At 39.5% G+C, this 16,432-nt stretch carries 16 protein-coding genes; 8 read left to right on the top strand and 8 right to left on the bottom strand.

Translation table 11 applies throughout. From position 1 onward, the window contains the following. The first annotated feature begins 12 nt into the window (after positions 1-12). Positions 13-1,026: a homoserine O-acetyltransferase MetX gene (gene metX, locus I858_RS13935; protein WP_049693035.1), complete on the top strand. Its 1,014-nt coding sequence runs from the start codon at positions 13-15 to the stop codon at positions 1,024-1,026. 93 nt (positions 1,027-1,119) lie between these two features. Here the strand turns inward: metX and I858_RS13930 are convergent, their stop codons facing one another. Continuing rightward, the gene (locus tag I858_RS13930) at positions 1,120-1,350 is read right to left on the bottom strand and encodes a helix-turn-helix domain-containing protein (protein ID WP_049693034.1); all 231 of its coding nucleotides are present in this window, start codon (positions 1,348-1,350) and stop codon (positions 1,120-1,122) included. Positions 1,351-1,498: 148 nt separating this feature from the next. On the opposite strand from I858_RS13930, the gene I858_RS13925 reads away from it, so the two are divergent. Beyond that, a complete protein-coding gene (locus I858_RS13925) occupies positions 1,499-2,758 on the top strand; it encodes a mechanosensitive ion channel (RefSeq protein ID WP_049693033.1) in 1,260 nt (419 codons plus the stop codon). A 153-nt stretch (positions 2,759-2,911) separates the two neighbouring features. On the opposite strand, the gene I858_RS13920 is transcribed toward I858_RS13925, so the two are convergent. The 5 genes from I858_RS13920 to I858_RS13900 form a co-directional block, all read right to left on the bottom strand. After that, complete coding sequence (locus I858_RS13920) at positions 2,912-3,547, bottom strand: response regulator transcription factor (protein ID WP_049693032.1); 636 nt, start codon at positions 3,545-3,547, stop codon at positions 2,912-2,914. Continuing rightward, positions 3,522-4,568 (bottom strand): sensor histidine kinase, encoded by a 1,047-nt coding sequence (locus tag I858_RS13915; RefSeq protein ID WP_049693031.1) that lies wholly within the window; start codon positions 4,566-4,568, stop codon positions 3,522-3,524. Before I858_RS13915 ends, I858_RS13920 begins: the two co-directional genes overlap by 26 nt. Further along, positions 4,565-5,263, bottom strand: a complete 699-nt coding sequence (gene liaF, locus I858_RS13910; RefSeq protein WP_049693030.1) for a cell wall-active antibiotics response protein LiaF — start codon at positions 5,261-5,263, stop codon at positions 4,565-4,567. The genes I858_RS13915 and liaF overlap by 4 nt, the downstream gene beginning before the upstream one ends. Positions 5,264-5,326: 63 nt before the next feature. Further along, complete coding sequence (locus tag I858_RS13905) at positions 5,327-5,965, bottom strand: PspA/IM30 family protein (RefSeq protein WP_049693029.1); 639 nt, start codon at positions 5,963-5,965, stop codon at positions 5,327-5,329. A 13-nt stretch (positions 5,966-5,978) separates the two neighbouring features. Further along, positions 5,979-6,326 (bottom strand): lmo0954 family membrane protein, encoded by a 348-nt coding sequence (locus I858_RS13900; protein ID WP_049693028.1) that lies wholly within the window; start codon positions 6,324-6,326, stop codon positions 5,979-5,981. A 254-nt stretch (positions 6,327-6,580) separates the two neighbouring features. On the opposite strand from I858_RS13900, the gene I858_RS13895 reads away from it, so the two are divergent. The 3 genes from I858_RS13895 to trhO all read left to right on the top strand — a co-directional run bounded on the left by I858_RS13895 (position 6,581) and on the right by trhO (position 10,222). Beyond that, entirely contained in the window at positions 6,581-7,669 is a 1,089-nt protein-coding gene (locus tag I858_RS13895) for a metallophosphoesterase (RefSeq protein WP_049693027.1), read from the top strand. Between the two features lie 162 nt (positions 7,670-7,831). Continuing rightward, complete coding sequence (locus I858_RS13890) at positions 7,832-8,782, top strand: 2-hydroxyacid dehydrogenase (RefSeq protein WP_049693026.1); 951 nt, start codon at positions 7,832-7,834, stop codon at positions 8,780-8,782. A 477-nt stretch (positions 8,783-9,259) separates the two neighbouring features. Continuing rightward, complete coding sequence (trhO, locus tag I858_RS13885) at positions 9,260-10,222, top strand: oxygen-dependent tRNA uridine(34) hydroxylase TrhO (protein WP_049693025.1); 963 nt, start codon at positions 9,260-9,262, stop codon at positions 10,220-10,222. 162 nt (positions 10,223-10,384) lie between these two features. Here trhO and I858_RS13880 read toward each other — a convergent pair whose 3' ends face one another. Then, positions 10,385-11,245 (bottom strand): MerR family transcriptional regulator, encoded by an 861-nt coding sequence (locus I858_RS13880; RefSeq protein WP_239457176.1) that lies wholly within the window; start codon positions 11,243-11,245, stop codon positions 10,385-10,387. Positions 11,246-11,467: 222 nt separating this feature from the next. Between I858_RS13880 and I858_RS13875 the strand changes: the two genes are divergently transcribed. Further along, positions 11,468-12,949 (top strand): aldehyde dehydrogenase family protein, encoded by a 1,482-nt coding sequence (locus I858_RS13875; RefSeq protein WP_049693023.1) that lies wholly within the window; start codon positions 11,468-11,470, stop codon positions 12,947-12,949. A gap of 18 nt (positions 12,950-12,967) precedes the next feature. Beyond that, complete coding sequence (locus I858_RS13870; RefSeq protein WP_049693022.1) at positions 12,968-14,134, top strand: saccharopine dehydrogenase family protein; 1,167 nt, start codon at positions 12,968-12,970, stop codon at positions 14,132-14,134. A gap of 40 nt (positions 14,135-14,174) precedes the next feature. Here the strand turns inward: I858_RS13870 and I858_RS13865 are convergent, their stop codons facing one another. After that, on the bottom strand, positions 14,175-15,086 hold the full coding sequence (locus I858_RS13865) for a diacylglycerol/lipid kinase family protein (protein ID WP_049693021.1): 912 nt from the start codon (positions 15,084-15,086) through the stop codon (positions 14,175-14,177). A 107-nt stretch (positions 15,087-15,193) separates the two neighbouring features. On the opposite strand from I858_RS13865, the gene I858_RS13860 reads away from it, so the two are divergent. After that, entirely contained in the window at positions 15,194-16,375 is a 1,182-nt protein-coding gene (locus I858_RS13860) for an alanyl-tRNA editing protein (RefSeq protein ID WP_049693020.1), read from the top strand. Positions 16,376-16,432: the final 57 nt, after the last annotated feature.

Here is a 16,432-nt window from a genome sequence, read left to right as displayed (position 1 = left end):
GGAGGAATCGCTATGAAAACAGTATCCATTGGCTCATTAACTCTAGACTCAGCTCAAGTGTTGGATCACGCAGAACTTGCATATGAACGTCTTGGAGATGAAAATGCTCCTGTGATTCTGGTATGTCACGCATTAACGGGCGATCAGTATGCAGTTGGCACCGAGCAAAATCCAGGCTGGTGGGCAGGGATGATCGGTCCAGGCAAGTCAGTGGATACAACTGTTTTTCAAGTGATTACATTTAACGTGCTTGGTGGCTGTCATGGATCGACAGGACCCTCGTCGGTAAACCCTGCAACAAGACAAGCGTATCTTGCAGATTTTCCAACGCTTACAATACGTGACATGGTCAGAGCTGAGTACTATGCACTACAAAAACTTGGTATCAAAAACTTGGTTGGCGTGATTGGAGGATCTCTGGGAGGGATGAAAACGTTAGAGTGGGGAAAAATGTATCCAGAATTTATTCGTACAATTTTCCCATTAGCTGTTACGCCATATTACAGTGACTATGGAATCGCTTTTAATCATATTGGGATAATGGCTATTGAAAATGATCACGATTTTAATGGCGGAAATTATAAAGACTCTACTGTTTTGAAAGGGTTCGAGTTGGCTAGGATGGCTGGTATGGTAACGTATCGAAGTGGCAGTATGTTCAATCAACGATTTGGGCGCACAGGCGATGCAAGTGAGTTTGATATTCAGTCGTATTTAAATTATCAAGGAAAAAAATTAGCAGTGCGTTTTGATGCTAATAGCTATCTCGTATTGCTAAAAGCTATGAATACACATGATATTAAAGAGGCGGTTTTAGAAGTTCCAGTATACTCGCTCTCGTTTACGAACGATTTGCTTTATCCAAGTGAACTCACTATACCATGGCTGAAAAAACAGCGAACTGCAGAGTGGGAAATTATCAAAACAGAATATGGTCACGATGGATTTTTGACGGAGTTTGAAAAATGGGGAAGGTTTATAAGTGAAAAACTAAAAACGTTTGTCCTACCTGAACCCATTCGGTGAGACTTATTCATTGAACTCAAAAAGCGATGTATAAATACAAAAACATTTGAGCCATGTATTGAATGGCTCAGATGTTTTTGCTGTAAGTTGGAGTTAATCCTCGTCTTTTATATCCACATCATCTGGAATAGGAGTAGCACGCCATTCCTCTAAAGCATGCTTTGCTTGTTCTAATTGTTTAAAATGCGTATCAAATTGAGAAGTATTAATCATGTATTGCTCGCCGTCATGAACTGTGCGAATGCGACCTTCTAAAACATAACGATTGACTTGCTCTTCGGACATTGATAAAAAAGCAGCAGTTTCCTGAATTGTCATATACATAGGATCTCCTCCTTTTCTTTTATTATAATAGAAGAGCAAGTTTACCTCAAAATATTCAGTTCATAAAAAAGAGAGATTAGCGTTTAGTTTCATGAAAGTAGGGGAATAGTAGGAGTGAGTCTTATACAAACAAAAGGAGGACGAATGCATGAATGATATTGGAAATTCTTTTAGAGGAGTCGGCAATACGATTATCGACTACATTCCAAACGTTTTAGGGGCATTATTATTATTACTTGTAGCATGGATTGTAGCAACAATTGTCAAAGCAATCTTCACTAAAGGTTTGAAAAAAGCAGGTGCAGACCGAGCTATGGTTAGAGGACACATGGCGAAAACTAAAGAAAGTGCAGACAGTATGTTGGATTCGATAGGAAAAATCCTTTACTACTTAATTTTCATTTTGTTTATTCCGAGTGTTTTACAAACTTTGGACATGAACAATGTGGCACAGCCAATTTCGAACATGATGGATAAACTATTGGCCTTTTTACCTAATCTTTTAATGGCTATCATTATCCTCGTAATTGGTTACTTTGTAGCGAAATTTGTGAAAAACTTGGTGTTCAGTCTTTTGACAGCAATCAACGTTGACAAGTGGATCAACAAATTTACTGGTAAAACAAGTAGCACTACAGGAACTACAAGAATGGATGCAGGAGACAAGTCAACACTAGCAAATGTATTAGCGAATGTTGTTTTTGTTATTGTACTCATTCCAATCTTAACGATTGCATTAGAAACTTTAAACATTCAATCGATTTCTGAACCGATTGTTAATATGCTTAATCAAGTTCTTAACATGATTCCAAACATCTTTGTCGCGATTATTTTAGTGCTAGCAGGTATCCTGATTGCGAAGTTCGTTGGAGATTTGTTAATCAGTCTTTTAAATGGAACAGGGATCAATCGGTTCTCAACGTATTTAAGCACTGATAAAACAAAATCACCGAGCGTTGATATTGCAAACGTCATTGGCAAATTAGTCCAAGCAATCATCATCATCTTCTTTACAGTAGAAGCGATGAACGTATTGCAACTTGATGTATTAAATGGAATTGGTGAAGCTGTTATTGCTTACTTGCCACTTCTTATCAGTTCATTGATCATTCTAGGTCTTGGACTTATTGGAGGAAGCTTGCTAGGAAATTACGTAAAACAAGCTTCGAGCAATCGCTTTTTAGGAGCCATTGTGAAATATGTAGTGATCATTATTGCAGTATTCATGACGCTTGACCAATTAAACTTTGCGACCAACATCGTGAACTTAGCATTCTTATTCATTATCGCTGGACTTGCAGTAGCGTTTGCAATTTCATTTGGTATGGGTGGACGTGAGTTTGCGAAACGTCAGTTAGAAAAATTGGAAAAGAAAATGGAAAAAGAAAACAACAAGCCTGAACTATAAATAAGAGCGGAAAGTCACTTTGACAGATAATAGTCAAAGTGACTTTCTAATTTGTGAGAAGATAGCCTTAAGTGAAATTCGGCGCAGTGAACGACAAAAACTAAATGCACAATTGAGAAACACCGCACAGTAACTAGGCTGTGCGGTGTTTTTTTAGTTGAGAGGCGTAATTAGGTTATGTTGGAATGCGTAAATAACAGCTTGTGTACGGTCGTGAACTTCAAGTTTTGCAAGAATATTACTGACATGTGTTTTCACAGTTTTTACAGCAATGAACAATTGATCAGCAATTTCTTGGTTGGTCAATCCAGCAGCTAGTAACAACAAAATTTCCATTTCACGTTCAGTTAAGTCCGTATGGAGAACACGTTTATGACGCATTTGCTTCATCATTTTCGTCATCACTTCAGGTTCGAGAACGGGCGTACCATTCATGGTTTCTCGAATGGAATCGGCTATTCGAGAAGCTTTTGACGTTTTTAAAATGTAGCTTACGGCGCCTGCTTGGAGGGCAGGATAGACTTTGTCATCGTCTAAAAAACTGGTGACAATCATGACTTTAGCTTCTGGCCATTGATCGATAATGGCTTTTGTGGCTTCTGCCCCGTTCATAATAGGCATGACCATATCCATTAAAATCAAATCAGGGCGTAACTCTAATGCCATCTGGACGGCTTCTTGACCGTTTGTTGCTTCACCCACGACTTCCATATCTTTCTGAGACTGCAAGTAAGCAGAGACACCTATGCGCACCATTTCGTGGTCATCCACTAATAAGATTCGAATCATTAGGCTTCTTCCTTTCAATCGGAACTTTTATTTCCACAATAGTACCTTCAGAAGGCACAGAAACGATTTTACTCGTAGCACCAATTTCAATAGCGCGTTCTTCAATATGCTTCAATCCGTAAGAAGTAGATTTGGATTGCTCACTTTCAAATCCAACGCCGTTGTCTTGTATGCGCAAAATTGCGAAATGATCACGCTCAACAAACAAGATGTAAACCTCGGTTGCCTTTGAGTGGCGCAATGTATTGGATAAGGTTTCTTGTGCGATGCGAAACAAGTGATCTTCTGCTCCTTTTTGCAAAGGCACTTCTTCGAGTTTATGGTTAATAGTAAAATATACTTTTTCTTTTAATTCACTGACCAATTCAAACAATCCTTGTCGTAAGCTCTTGTCGTGAAGGGCCGCAGGACGTAAATGCAAGAGCAGCGCACGCATTTCCAATTGAGCTTGTTGAACCATTTTTTCAGTCTGCAACAATCCAGGCTGCGCATCTTCGCTCTCAGTCATAGAAGACAACAACATCGAAGCTGCAAAAAGCTGTTGCGAAACAGAGTCGTGCAACTCTCTGGCCAATCGTTGACGTTCCACAATCAAACGTTCTTGAATAATTTGGTCTTGTGTTTCAGCTCGCTCGTTAGCAATACGTGTTAAGCTTTTACGTTGCGTTTCAAGAAGCTTTTGCAGTTTTAAGATAGAACTGGATAAATTGCGTGGTAGAGTTTTCATATTAGCAGCTTGAACAACTGTATTGTCTTCGTTTCGTAAAAGTGCTTGGAAGATCTCTTCGATTTCTTGGACTTTTGAGCGCGATAACGATTCTGTCCACCATGAAATACCGACAGATAAAGCAAGCATAAGAACAAGTAACCAAATACCAAGCGGTAAGCCAGCGATAAAATCTTCCCATAAAACAGCCCAGCCTTTGAATGAGGGCAAGCCAAGTAGCGCAAATAAAATACTAAAGACGATTAACGCAAACAGTGAAATAAAGAATAAGCTACGTGGGAGTATTTGTCTCATCGGCGAATCACCTCGACATCTCCCATCCAAGTGGTTACAGAAACAATCAATTCAACTGCACTGCCCTCGTCTGCGGGATAACCATCTTCTGTATGAATCGTTCCATTGATGATGCGCTTTTTATCGCCGTTGAAAAAGCGGGCTTCTCCAAGAAGTGTGGAATAAAAAACACGTACAGGAACTTCATAAGGAACGACGACTTGGATTTTTCCAAAGCCTTGTCGAATAGAAACGAGTGATGTTTTTTTAGGCAATACCGTTTGTGTAGTATCCACTAAAATGTCCCCTACAAATCCTTGGATATGAATGTCTTTCCATTCATAAGCTTCGATTGGAGTACTTTGTGTAGACAATATTTTGTTTTGAATTAGGCCTTTATCTGTCGCTTGATAAATAGGCGCGGTTTGAAGCCATTCGTCGCCTTTCCATAGACGCAGCAACAAATAAACAGCGAGCGCAAACACCATCAAGCGTAAACTCCACATGGATAAAATAGAAATTCCGATTAAAAAAGCACCTGTCCAAAAATAAGAACGACGGTATTTTACGTTATTTTTTAATGCATAGTAGATGGTTCCGATACCAAGAAAGATCAAAAACACACTGCCATTTTCAAAGAAGGCAGCTTCTACAAAAATCAAAAATAAAACGCTCAAAATAAAAAACGCCTGTTTGTTTGTTGAAAAATAGGACACGGTTTTTGCCTCCTTCTTTGAATCAGAAAAAACGAGAAGAAGTTTTCTTCTTCTCATCTCAGTTTAAACAAGTTCTTTTTGATTTGTGCTATTTTTTTCTAAAAATTCAAGACGTCGTTCCATCGCAGAGCGTTCATGACGTTCTTCAACTTTTGAGCCCAGCGTGGTAATGTACGAAGTCATGTCGTCAAAAGAACCTATTCGTTCTGCGACGAGCTCAGGGCTCAATAGTTTATCCATTTGGTAATGAGCACGTGTGGCATTTTCTTTGCCCATTAATTGAAGTTGTTTAACTTTCATGTCTTTTACTTTGTGTTTCATTTCTTCGTAACGTTGCTCTAACGTCGTTAATTCCGCAATGTTTTCATCAAGGTTGTGTTGCAAAGTGGCCACGCGTGCTGCATAAGTGGCGACTTCTCTTGTTGCAAAATCAGCGAGGTCTGCTTCGCCTGAAGCTTGTGCCAAGTCTGATTGATTTTGGCGTTTGTGAAGCATGGCAACTGCATCGGCTAATTCTTTTTCTAGTTTACCATTTAACTGGGCTTGGCGTTCAACCCATTTTCCTGTAGCGGTTGTTTGGTTTTCTGATTCTGTGATGTAACGATTAAGCAGAGCTAATGGATTTTTGTCCTCTTTCTTTGCGATCAGTGCGTCAACGTCCGTTGCCACTGCGAATTTTAAACGGTCCCATAAAGTTGTCATAGTCGTCTCCTCCTTATTTAGTTAACTTGTTCCATTGGTATTCAAAGTTTGTAAATGGGTCACTTTCTTTAATAGCATCAAATGAAACGTTTTGTCCGTTCCATTTGCGGTAAATCATCCACAGTCCTGCAAATGCAGCAAGACCGATCAATGCGGGTACGTTAGAGATAGCAGAAAGTGCACCAATGATTGCGACTGCCGCCCAAAATACTTTTGCCCAAGTGGATAAGCTGCGCAAATAATAATGCACACCTACATAGATGATGACAGCGGATATACCTAATGCGAATAAAGCACCGATGTTGGATAATGCGACGATTCCTGCAATAATGCCTAGTGTTAACAACCAAAATTTGTTCATATTATGTGCCTCCTCTTTAATTTGTATGTTAATCATACTAAGAGAATGGTCTTTTCAATACGGTCTCTGACTGCATCTTTTACTAGGACTTGAGGCGTAGTAGAGTCTAGGTGCTAGTCGTGCTGTATGCATATAGAGTGGAAGAGAGTTTAATTGTGGAGCTTAAGAGTTAAAATGCTATACTATTTTTATGATATGGAAAAAAATGTTCATTTCAAAATAGAGTCATTTGAGGAAAAGAAAGAGGCGTTTTGATGAAGATGGTTGTGGGGATAGGCAGTACATTATTGATTTATACAGCGCTTATTGCGTATTTGGGTTGGGCAGTTTTTGTTTGGCTGACAAGTTTTATAGAAAGTATGAATCCGTGGCTATTTGCAGCTGTTTGGTTTGTAATTGCTTATAGTTACGTTATTGGAAGAATTGGTCACAAGTGGCTCGGATTTACGGTGATCGGTTCTTATTGGTTTGCATTTTTACAATACGCTATTTTATTGATTCCTCTAGCCAACATTATGGCACTCATAATGGATTTTAATGGAGATGTGTTTGTTATCGGCGCAGTGACGACGGGTATCATCTTGCTACTGTTTATTGTAGGTACTTATTTGGCTTATAGTCCGGTTGTGCGAAAGCTTGAAGTGACAGTAGAAGGAGAATCAGCAGAACCTCTACACATGGTCGTTGGATCTGATTTTCACCTAGGCTTTCTATCGGGTAAACGGCATTTGCAGCGTTTTGTAGATCAAACAAATGCACTTGATCCAGACGTTGTATTTTTAGCAGGTGATTTAGTGGATGATGATCCGGTTTGGTATGCACGATATGGCATGTCTGAAGTGATGACGCAATTAAAGCCATCACTAGGCGTATATGGTGTTTTAGGAAATCACGAATATTACGGTAAGAAAATTCCTTTGTTGGTTAAAGTGATGAATCAATCAGGTGTAAAAATTTTAAGAGACGAAACCGTTTTGATAGCTGACCGTTTTTATGTAACTGGACGCGAAGATCGTACAAATCAAAACCGGCTTTCGTTAGCAGCATTAAAACCACAAGAAAGTAAACTACCTTGGCTTGTTATGGACCATACACCTGCAGATTTAAAAACACCAAGTGGACTAGGAGTGGATTTCCACATGTCGGGCCATACGCATAAAGGCCAGATGTGGCCCAATCATTTGTTAACAAAACGAATGTTTGAATTAGATTATGGATATCGTTTGCTAAGAGGGACTCATTTTCTTGTGTCTTCGGGGTTTGGTTTTTGGGGACCTCCTTTACGCATTGGGAGCCGTTCAGAACTATGGTCGGTAACGATGAATTTCCGGCCCTCTTCTTAAGCTGTGTGTTGGTTTGGAAGAATGGATGGCTTCAGCCGTATCGGATGATGGCTATTTGATAGTACACTAGAAAAAACAAGTAAAAAATGGAAGACTGCTGGCAATTGCCGTGAGTTTTTTTAATTGTTATAATTGTTGAATAATAAGAGATGGAGGATGTTTATGAAGCCAATTGTATTTATTACTCAAAAACTACCAGATAGCGCAGTAATCGAGTTAAAAGAACAGTACGAAGTTCGTATGTGGACGGAAGAAGAGACGCCTGCACCACGTGCAATCTTATTAAAAGAAGCAAGAGAAGCACATGCACTTTGGACCATGATGTCGGACAAAGTAGATCATGAAGTATTTGAAACTGCGCCTCATTTGAAAATCGTCAGCAATTTAGCGGTCGGATACAATAATATCGATTTGGATGCAGCGAGAAAGCATGGCGTGACGGTTACCAATACACCAGACGTTTTGACGGAATCTACAGCAGACTTGACCTTTGCATTATTACTAGCAACTGCGCGCAAAATTATTGAAGCAGAAAATACTGTTCGCACAGGAGAGTGGAAGTCATGGACACCCATGGGAATGACTGGTCAGAATGTTGGAGGAGCCACACTTGGAATTATCGGGATGGGTCGAATCGGTGAAGCTGTAGCGCGTCGTGCAAAAGGCTTTGGTATGGAAGTCCTTTACCACAATCGGACGCGCAAAAGCTTAGAAGATGTGCGTTACGCAGAATTTGAAGAGTTATTAAAGGTTTCGGATTATGTAGTGATTTTAACTCCTTTAACAGCAGAAACAAAAGGCATGATCGGCGCAAAAGAACTTGCACTGATGAAAGAAACTGCTTGTTTAATCAACGTAGCAAGAGGTGGAATTGTTGATGAAATGGCATTATATGAAGCCTTAAAAGAGAAACAGATTTGGGGTGCGGGGTTGGATGTGTTCGAACAAGAACCGGTACCACTAGATCATCCGTTACTCACTTTACCTAATGTTACGGTGTTACCGCACATTGGTAGTGCTACTGTCCAAACACGTCTAGAGATGATGGCATTAAATGCAGAAGCAATTAAAGCATGTTTCGAAAACAAATCAGTAAAAAATCGAGTTTGTTAATGAACTACTATATAGCTGCTTGAGGCTGTAAAAAGTCTAATATGAATAGCCGTGTGTTCTGGCCACTTTTCTTTTCGTGGGCTTAGCTTCAGCCTCCTGGGTCTTCAGCTTTCGTCGCTTTGCTACTCCCATAGAAGTCTTCGTAATCAAAACAGTTGTCAGCATGTGGCTCTAATCAAATAGAGTAACCTAGCTAGCTTACATCAAAAAAGCTTGCTAATCAGTCACATAAGGGTCCGGAGCGCAGGATCCAGTGTATAGGATGAAATGAATACTCATTCTTTAACTAAAATAAAAGTTCTATTGTTTACGACCTGAGAGCAGCTGTATAGCTGCTTTTTTTAACGCTAAAAATTAATCATATAACTCATTTTTATTGTGTGAAAGTTGAAGTTTGCCGCTATTTATTGTAAAATGATTGAGGTTTTTATTGCTTTTTTGTAATAAAACCAAATAGAGAAATAGGAGGTATGATTCATGCAAAATCATACACACAATGTTTTACTTTACTATTTATATACACCGATTGAAGATCCAGAAGTTTTTGCGGTAGAACATTTAGCAGCGTGCAAAGAGCTAGAGCTAAAAGGCCGTATCCTGGTTTCTGAAGAAGGCATCAATGGTACATGTTCAGGAACAATCGAACAAACTCAAGCCTATATGGACATGATGAAAAGCGACCTGCGTTTTTCAGACATCGTTTTTAAAATCGATGAAGCGAATGGCCATGCGTTTAAAAAAATGCACGTTCGTGCGAAAAAAGAAATTGTTCACCTTGGACTTGAAGACGACATCAACCCAAACGAACTAACAGGCACATATCTCGAACCTGCAGAATTCTATAAACAAATGCAAGAGCAAGATACCATCGTTTTAGATGCACGAAATGATTACGAATATGACCTGGGTCACTTTCGCAACGCTGTTCGCCCAGATATTGAAAACTTTCGTGATCTTCCAGAATGGATTCGTGACAACAAAGAACAATTTGAAGGCAAAAAAATCTTGACGTATTGCACAGGCGGCATTCGCTGTGAAAAATTCTCTGGTTGGTTGAAAAAAGAAGGCTTTGAAGATGTTTCTCAGCTTCACGGAGGAATTGTGAGTTACGGTAAAGATCCGGAAGTAAAAGGGGAACTATGGGACGGCCAATTATACGTATTTGATGAGCGTATTGCGGTACCTATAAACCAAGTAGAGCAAGTTATTGTAGGGAAAGACCATTTTACAGGTGAGCCTTGTGAACGTTACGTAAATTGTGCAAATCCTGAATGTAATGCGAAAATCTTAACTTCTGAAGAAAATGAACATAAATACATGCGTTCATGTACAGACGAATGCCGTGAACATCCACGGAATCGTTATGCTTTTGAACACGGGTTGACAGGCGAACAAGTGCAAGCACGTTTGAACGCCTTAAAAGAAACAACTAGAGTATGAAAAAACTGCCGAATGCAAATTCGGCAGTTTTTTATGTACGCTTATGTCTCAATTTCTTCTTGGCAATCAAAACACACCAGTTCTCCATCTACATAAATGCCATCCAAAAAACCATCCCGGCAATATACGTCTTTACCACAATTGCTACAGGGTCCGATAAGTTCAAGCATGGTGCATACCGTCAGCGTAAATATACATCGCGTCTTTCAAATAGCTAGCCAAACCTTGTCCGTGCTGATCAATATTTTTTGCAAAGCGGCTATCAGATGCATACAAATCGCCAAGTCCACGAAACATTTTTGGTGAGCATTCGTAAAAGCGATTTAAAAGCGTATAATAAGCTTTCATTTCTTGTTGAATAGCGTTTGTTTGTGGAGATAAATGCATCAAACTAGCTACTGCTGTATAAATGCGATTTCCTTCACGATTGATTTCTTCTAAATCTTCGTCTTCTTTTTCTTCAACAGCAGGTTCACTCACCGCGTTAACAGACTCCTCAAAAGTTACTGTTTCGACTGGAGCAGCAGCTACAGCTACATCAAGTTGTTCAGGACTCGTAAATGATGTTGTTAAATTCTCCACTTGAGCTGAATCAGAACCGGTTTCTAGCTTTTGGTACTTCTTCATCAGATCTTCTACTTTGCTACTTTCAAAAGCTGAAAAGCGCTCTATATCGGTTAAGTGCTCTAACCCTTGTAGCTCGCGCTGAGTTTGTTCAGCATTTTGAATAAGTTTTTCAATGCGTTGCTTTTTTTGTTCTAATAAATCGATGTGTTGTAACAAAGCATATTCACGGTCAAAGCCATCCGCCACTAGTTCTTGAATTTTCTTCAGCGAAAAATCCAGCTCTTTCAAGAATAAAATGTGTTGAAGCAATTTTAAATCTTGGCTATTGTAATAACGATATCGGTTCGTGCCAATATTTGATGGTTTTAATAAACCAATGCTGTCGTAGTGATGGAGTGTCCGAACACTTACGCCTGCTATTTTTGCTATTTCTTGTACTTTGTACAATCGAATCACCTCTCTCTTTAAAATACACTATAACGCACCGTTAGTGTCAATAGTTTAATAAGAAATTATGAAAATATTTTTTTATGGATTGTGACTAAAAAATTTTTTGGGAAAAACTAAAAAAAAATTAAGTACAGAAATTTCAGATATCTCCTACTATTTACTAGAAAACTGTGAAATAATGAAAGTGAAAGCGTTCTCAAAAGCACTTATGTGAAAGGGGTAATGACGATGAAATTAACTAATTTCGTGAATGGCAACTGGCAGCAAGCAGAACAGGCTGAATTTAGGTCAGTTTTGAACCCGGCAAATGGAGAAGAATTAGCGCAAGTTCAAATGTCTACAGCGCAGGATGTTGATGTGGCTGTAAAAGCAGCATTAATCGCACAAAAAAAATGGGCGAAAGTACCAGCACCGAAACGTGCAGATTACTTGTATGAAATTGGTCGCTTGATGAAAGAACGAAAAGAACAATTGGCTCAAGTGCTGACGAAAGAAATGGGGAAAGTTATCGAAGAAGGTCGTGGCGAAGTTCAAGAAGGAATTGATATGGCTTATTATATGGCTGGTGAAGGAAGACGAATGTTTGGCGAAACTACACCGTCAGAATTGGCAGATAAGTTTGCGATGAGCATACGTTCACCAATTGGCGTAGTAGGACTAATCACTCCTTGGAACTTTCCGGTAGCGATTGCTACGTGGAAATCGTTTCCGGCAATCGTTGGAGGCAATACCTTTATTTGGAAACCTGCCACAGAAACTCCAATGATGGCTTATGAAATGGCTAAAATATTTGAAGAAGTCGGCCTGCCAGAAGGTGTTGCTAATATTGTCTTTGGAGCAGGTTCAGTAGTAGGAACAGCACTTATTGAACATGAGGGTGTGCGAGTAATTTCATTTACAGGATCTACAGAGACCGGTCGACAAGTAGCGGAAGCGGGAGGCCGGAATTTGAAAAAAGTATCACTTGAAATGGGCGGTAAAAATGCCGTTATTGTTATGGAAGACGCAGATTTAGATTTGGCAGTAGAAGGCATTCTCTGGAGTGCATTCGGAACAGCAGGTCAAAGATGTACCGCTTGTAGTCGAGTCATTGTGCATAAGGATGTTAAAGAGGAACTTCAAAAACGATTATTGAAAAAAATAAAGACACTGACTATAGGAGATGGCACTGACGAAACCGTAAAAGTCGGTCCTGTTATTAATAAGAAAGCGATTGAAAAAATTCATTCGTACACTAACATTGGCCAACAAGAAGGTGCAACACTTCTTGTGGGTGGTGAAATTTTAACAGGGGGCATTTACGATAAAGGGAACTATTACGCTCCGACAATGTTTACTGATGTAACACCTGATATGCGAATTGCTCAAGAAGAAATTTTTGGTCCTGTTGTATCTATCATTGAAGTGTCTAGCTTTGAAGAAGCAATTGATGTAAACAATGGTGTGATTTACGGCTTATCTAGCTCTATTTATACAGCAGATGTCAACCGTGCATTTAAAGCACAGCGTGATTTAGATACGGGTATCGTCTACATCAATGCTGGAACAACGGGTGCAGAAATTCATTTGCCATTTGGTGGAACAAAAGGCACTGGAAATGGTCATCGCGATTCAGGAGTTGCTGCATTAGATGTGTTCACGGAATGGAAGAGCGTTTATGTTGATTACAGTGGAAAATTACAGCGCGCGCAAATAGATAACGAGGCTTAACGGAAAGGGGATGAGAAGATGAAAATCGTTGTACTAGGTGCAGGGTTAATGGGAAAACAAGCAGCTAGAGATTTAATTGCTGGTGATGCTGTAGAAAAGGTTTACTTAGCAGATCGTAACATAGATCAAGCGAATATATTCAAGGAAAAGCTTGGGAGCGATAAGCTGGAAGTGATACAAGTAGATGCTAGCAATGACGAAAACTTAGCTGCTGCAATCTCAAAAGGAGACATCGTCATCAACGCGTTATTTTATACGTTCAATGAAAAAGTTGCAGCGACGGCACTCCAATGTGGCGTTCATTCTGTTGATTTAGGTGGTCATATTGGTGGTGCAACAGATGCCGTACTCAAGATGCATGAAAAAGCACAAAAAAAAGGTGTTACGCTCATTCCGGATTTGGGTGTAGCGCCAGGAATGATTAATATCCTGACCGGTTATGGCGCGAGCAAGCTAAATCAAGTATCTGATATTCGCTTGTTTGTGGGCGGTATTCCCGTTCATCCAGAACCGCCTTTAGAATACAATCACGTTTTTTCATTAGAAGGTGTGTTTGATCATTATACAGATAAATCACACGTTCTTCGTGATGGAAAGCTAGTAGAAGTCGAATCTTTATCTGAAATTGAGTATGTTCAATTTGAAGACTTTGGAGAACTAGAAGCTTTTCATACATCTGGCGGTACATCGACATTAACAGAAACGTTTAGCGACATTAATTCATTGGAGTATAAAACTTTACGTTACAAAGGACATGCAGCCAAAGTTAAGTTGCTTGTTGATTTAGGTCTTACCGATCGAACCAAAACGGTTACAATAGACAATCGAGAAGTAAATCTTCGTTCAGTTTTAAAAGCTGTGCTTGAGCCGATAACAGAGCTTGGAGAAAAACAAGATGCTGTTGTTTTGCGTGTAATAGTGTCGGGTGTCAAAGACGACGAAGAGATTACGTACGAATACAATATGGTCACGGTAAAAGACCAAGAAACCGGGGTTACGGCAATGGCTCGCGCAACTGCTTATACCATCTCTGTAGTAGCGCAAATGATTGGCAAAGGAATTATTGATAAAAGAGGCGCCTATCCTCCTGAAATGATTGTTCCAGGAAAAGAGTATATAGCGGAAATGGCAAAGCGCGGTGTCGAAATTAAAGAATCCGTTCGTCGTTCAACGCTTCAAAACTAAACAACAAAGGCAACTCTTTTTAGAGTTGCCTTTGTTGTTTTTAAAAAAACGATTCCTTTTTTTTAGGGACAAGCATTTTCAAACTATGCGGTTGCACTTCAATTTCAAGTGGTGTTTTCAAATAAATCTCGCCATCAGTATCGACATCTAGCGGTTCGGATGTACGAATAGATATAGACTTACCTTGATAATGAGTGACATGTTCTAATTCTTCTGTAGCAATTTCAGGTTGTGATAATGAAAACCATTCACGAATCGCAGCTAAAGAAGAAGTTTGAATAATAAACAAATCGAGCAAACCATCTGCTGGGTCAATTGTAGCTAGTGGAAAAGTGTGTGTTCCAATTGATTTCCCATTCATAACCAGCACCAACACAGCTTCTTCAACATAGCTAATTTCATCAATTTTCAACTGAACTGAAAATGGTGTAGCTTGTCTCAATGATTGTAAAGCACTCATAAAGTAGCTGATTTTGCCGTAACGTTCTTTTAAGAGCGGGTCGATATTAGATGAAGCATCGGCAATTAATCCAATGCCTGCGAAATTCAGAAACGACCCTCCGTTAATTTTTCCAGTATCAATTTCTTTGATTTCGCCTTCAATCAGTTCTAGTGCAGCTAAATTCAACTCTAGTGGAATATTCAACGTGCGGGCAAAATCATTGGCCGTCCCGCTCGGCAATATAGCTATTGGAGCGGGATTGGAAATGGTTGATAACGCACGGACCGCCAAATGGACAGTTCCATCACCTCCAGCAATAAACAAAATGTCTGCGTGTGTCGCAGCATTTTGACAAGCAGCTTCAAATTCTTCAGGTGAATCGGTTTGAATAATTTCGAGCGATTTAGATGCTTGCGCGAGATGTGGTACGGCTAGTCCTAAAACAGCGTCCACCGTAGACGCTCCTGCATTACCGTTATACAATAATACCGAGCGATTAAACTTAGGCATATCATCGGTCCCCCTGTAAATCTATTTATATGTATAATTCCACGTAATCATTCTCTATAAACAATAGAACAAAAGAGATTTTATTCACTAAAGAAAGAAGGATCAACATGACAACCAAATTATACTATCAAGATGCTGAAATTTCTTCAGCTAATGTGCACGTTATCCAGAGCGGAAAAGACGGAACGGGTTATTACGTCATTTTAGATCAAAGCTTTTTTTATCCTGAAGGAGGCGGGCAACCTGCCGATGCAGGGAAAATAGGACCGGCGAAAGTAATCGATGTGCAAACGGTGGATGGTGAAATTCGGCATTATACGGATAGCAAACTACCGACTGAAAGCTTTTCTGCGCAATTAGATTGGCATCGAAGATATGATCATATGCAACAACATGCAGGTCAGCATTTATTGAGTGCCTTATTAGAAGATTTGCTTGGCTTAAAAACACAAAGTTTTCATTTAGGCAAAGAGCGGGTATCGATTGATTTGGATTTAGACACAGTTACTCTTTTGCAGCTTCAAGAAATTGAGAAGAAAGCCAATGCTCGAATCGCTGAAGGTTTAAAGATTTCAACAAGCTATGTGGATACGGAAACAGCTAAAACGTTAAAGCTGAGAAAGCCACCAGCAGTAGAAGGTGATATTCGTTTAGTTAAAATCGATGAGGTTGATTTGAATCCATGTGGTGGTACACACCCGAAAAGCACAGCAGAAATTGGACTACTTAAAATAATCTCTACTGAAAAAAACAAAGGCGGTTTGAGGATTTATTTTTTGTGTGGCAACCGGGCATTAAACTACTTTACCTTCTTACTTGAAACAACCAATGAATTAGTGGTTCAATTAAATGCGCCAATTACCGAGTTAACTCAAGCAGCGCAGGTGTTATTGAATGATAAGACAGAAGCAAACAAAACAATTAAAAATCTTCAAGATCATACAATCAGTTTAGAAGCACAAGCAATTTTGCCCATCAACAACGTGGTTGAAAAAATGTTCGAAGATCGACCCATTAAAGAACTTCAGCAGTTAGCTCGTCTCGTTACAAGTCATCACCCTTCAGTCACAATGTTATTGATGAGTACTTCAAAAGACGAGATTCGTTTTGTTTGTGCAAAAGGAGAACAAGTAGAGGGAGATATGAGAAATGTGCTAAATCAACTTTTGACTTTAACGGAAGGAAAAGGTGGCGGAAATAGTAAACTTGCACAAGGTGGCGGCAAGATGACTTGTTCTATAGCAACATTCTCAGCAACATTTCATGAAGCGTTAACTAATTCGAATTAATTGTGTAACTTTTCTGATAATTAACTGTCTACTAGTAAAAGGACTATCAGAAAGGAC

It is taken from the genome of Planococcus versutus (genome assembly GCF_001186155.3).
In the GTDB taxonomy this organism is placed as follows: Bacteria; Bacillota; Bacilli; order Bacillales_A; family Planococcaceae; genus Planococcus; species Planococcus versutus.
Note: the sequence above shows the minus strand (reverse complement) of the source record. Positions and strands in the feature narration are given on the sequence as shown.

What these genes read in the sequence shown, in the direction of transcription:
- metX (WP_049693035.1), top strand. Translation starts at nt 13, where the DNA reads ATGAAAACAGTATCCATTGGCTCATTAACTCTAGACTCAGCTCAAGTG.
- I858_RS13930 (WP_049693034.1), bottom strand. Translation starts at nt 1,350, where the DNA reads ATGTATATGACAATTCAGGAAACTGCTGCTTTTTTATCAATGTCCGAA.
- I858_RS13925 (WP_049693033.1), top strand. Translation starts at nt 1,499, where the DNA reads ATGAATGATATTGGAAATTCTTTTAGAGGAGTCGGCAATACGATTATC.
- I858_RS13920 (WP_049693032.1), bottom strand. Translation starts at nt 3,547, where the DNA reads ATGATTCGAATCTTATTAGTGGATGACCACGAAATGGTGCGCATAGGT.
- I858_RS13915 (WP_049693031.1), bottom strand. Translation starts at nt 4,568, where the DNA reads ATGAGACAAATACTCCCACGTAGCTTATTCTTTATTTCACTGTTTGCG.
- I858_RS13905 (WP_049693029.1), bottom strand. Translation starts at nt 5,965, where the DNA reads ATGACAACTTTATGGGACCGTTTAAAATTCGCAGTGGCAACGGACGTT.
- I858_RS13900 (WP_049693028.1), bottom strand. Translation starts at nt 6,326, where the DNA reads ATGAACAAATTTTGGTTGTTAACACTAGGCATTATTGCAGGAATCGTC.
- I858_RS13895 (WP_049693027.1), top strand. Translation starts at nt 6,581, where the DNA reads ATGAAGATGGTTGTGGGGATAGGCAGTACATTATTGATTTATACAGCG.
- I858_RS13890 (WP_049693026.1), top strand. Translation starts at nt 7,832, where the DNA reads ATGAAGCCAATTGTATTTATTACTCAAAAACTACCAGATAGCGCAGTA.
- trhO (WP_049693025.1), top strand. Translation starts at nt 9,260, where the DNA reads ATGCAAAATCATACACACAATGTTTTACTTTACTATTTATATACACCG.
- I858_RS13875 (WP_049693023.1), top strand. Translation starts at nt 11,468, where the DNA reads ATGAAATTAACTAATTTCGTGAATGGCAACTGGCAGCAAGCAGAACAG.
- I858_RS13870 (WP_049693022.1), top strand. Translation starts at nt 12,968, where the DNA reads ATGAAAATCGTTGTACTAGGTGCAGGGTTAATGGGAAAACAAGCAGCT.
- I858_RS13865 (WP_049693021.1), bottom strand. Translation starts at nt 15,086, where the DNA reads ATGCCTAAGTTTAATCGCTCGGTATTATTGTATAACGGTAATGCAGGA.
- I858_RS13860 (WP_049693020.1), top strand. Translation starts at nt 15,194, where the DNA reads ATGACAACCAAATTATACTATCAAGATGCTGAAATTTCTTCAGCTAAT.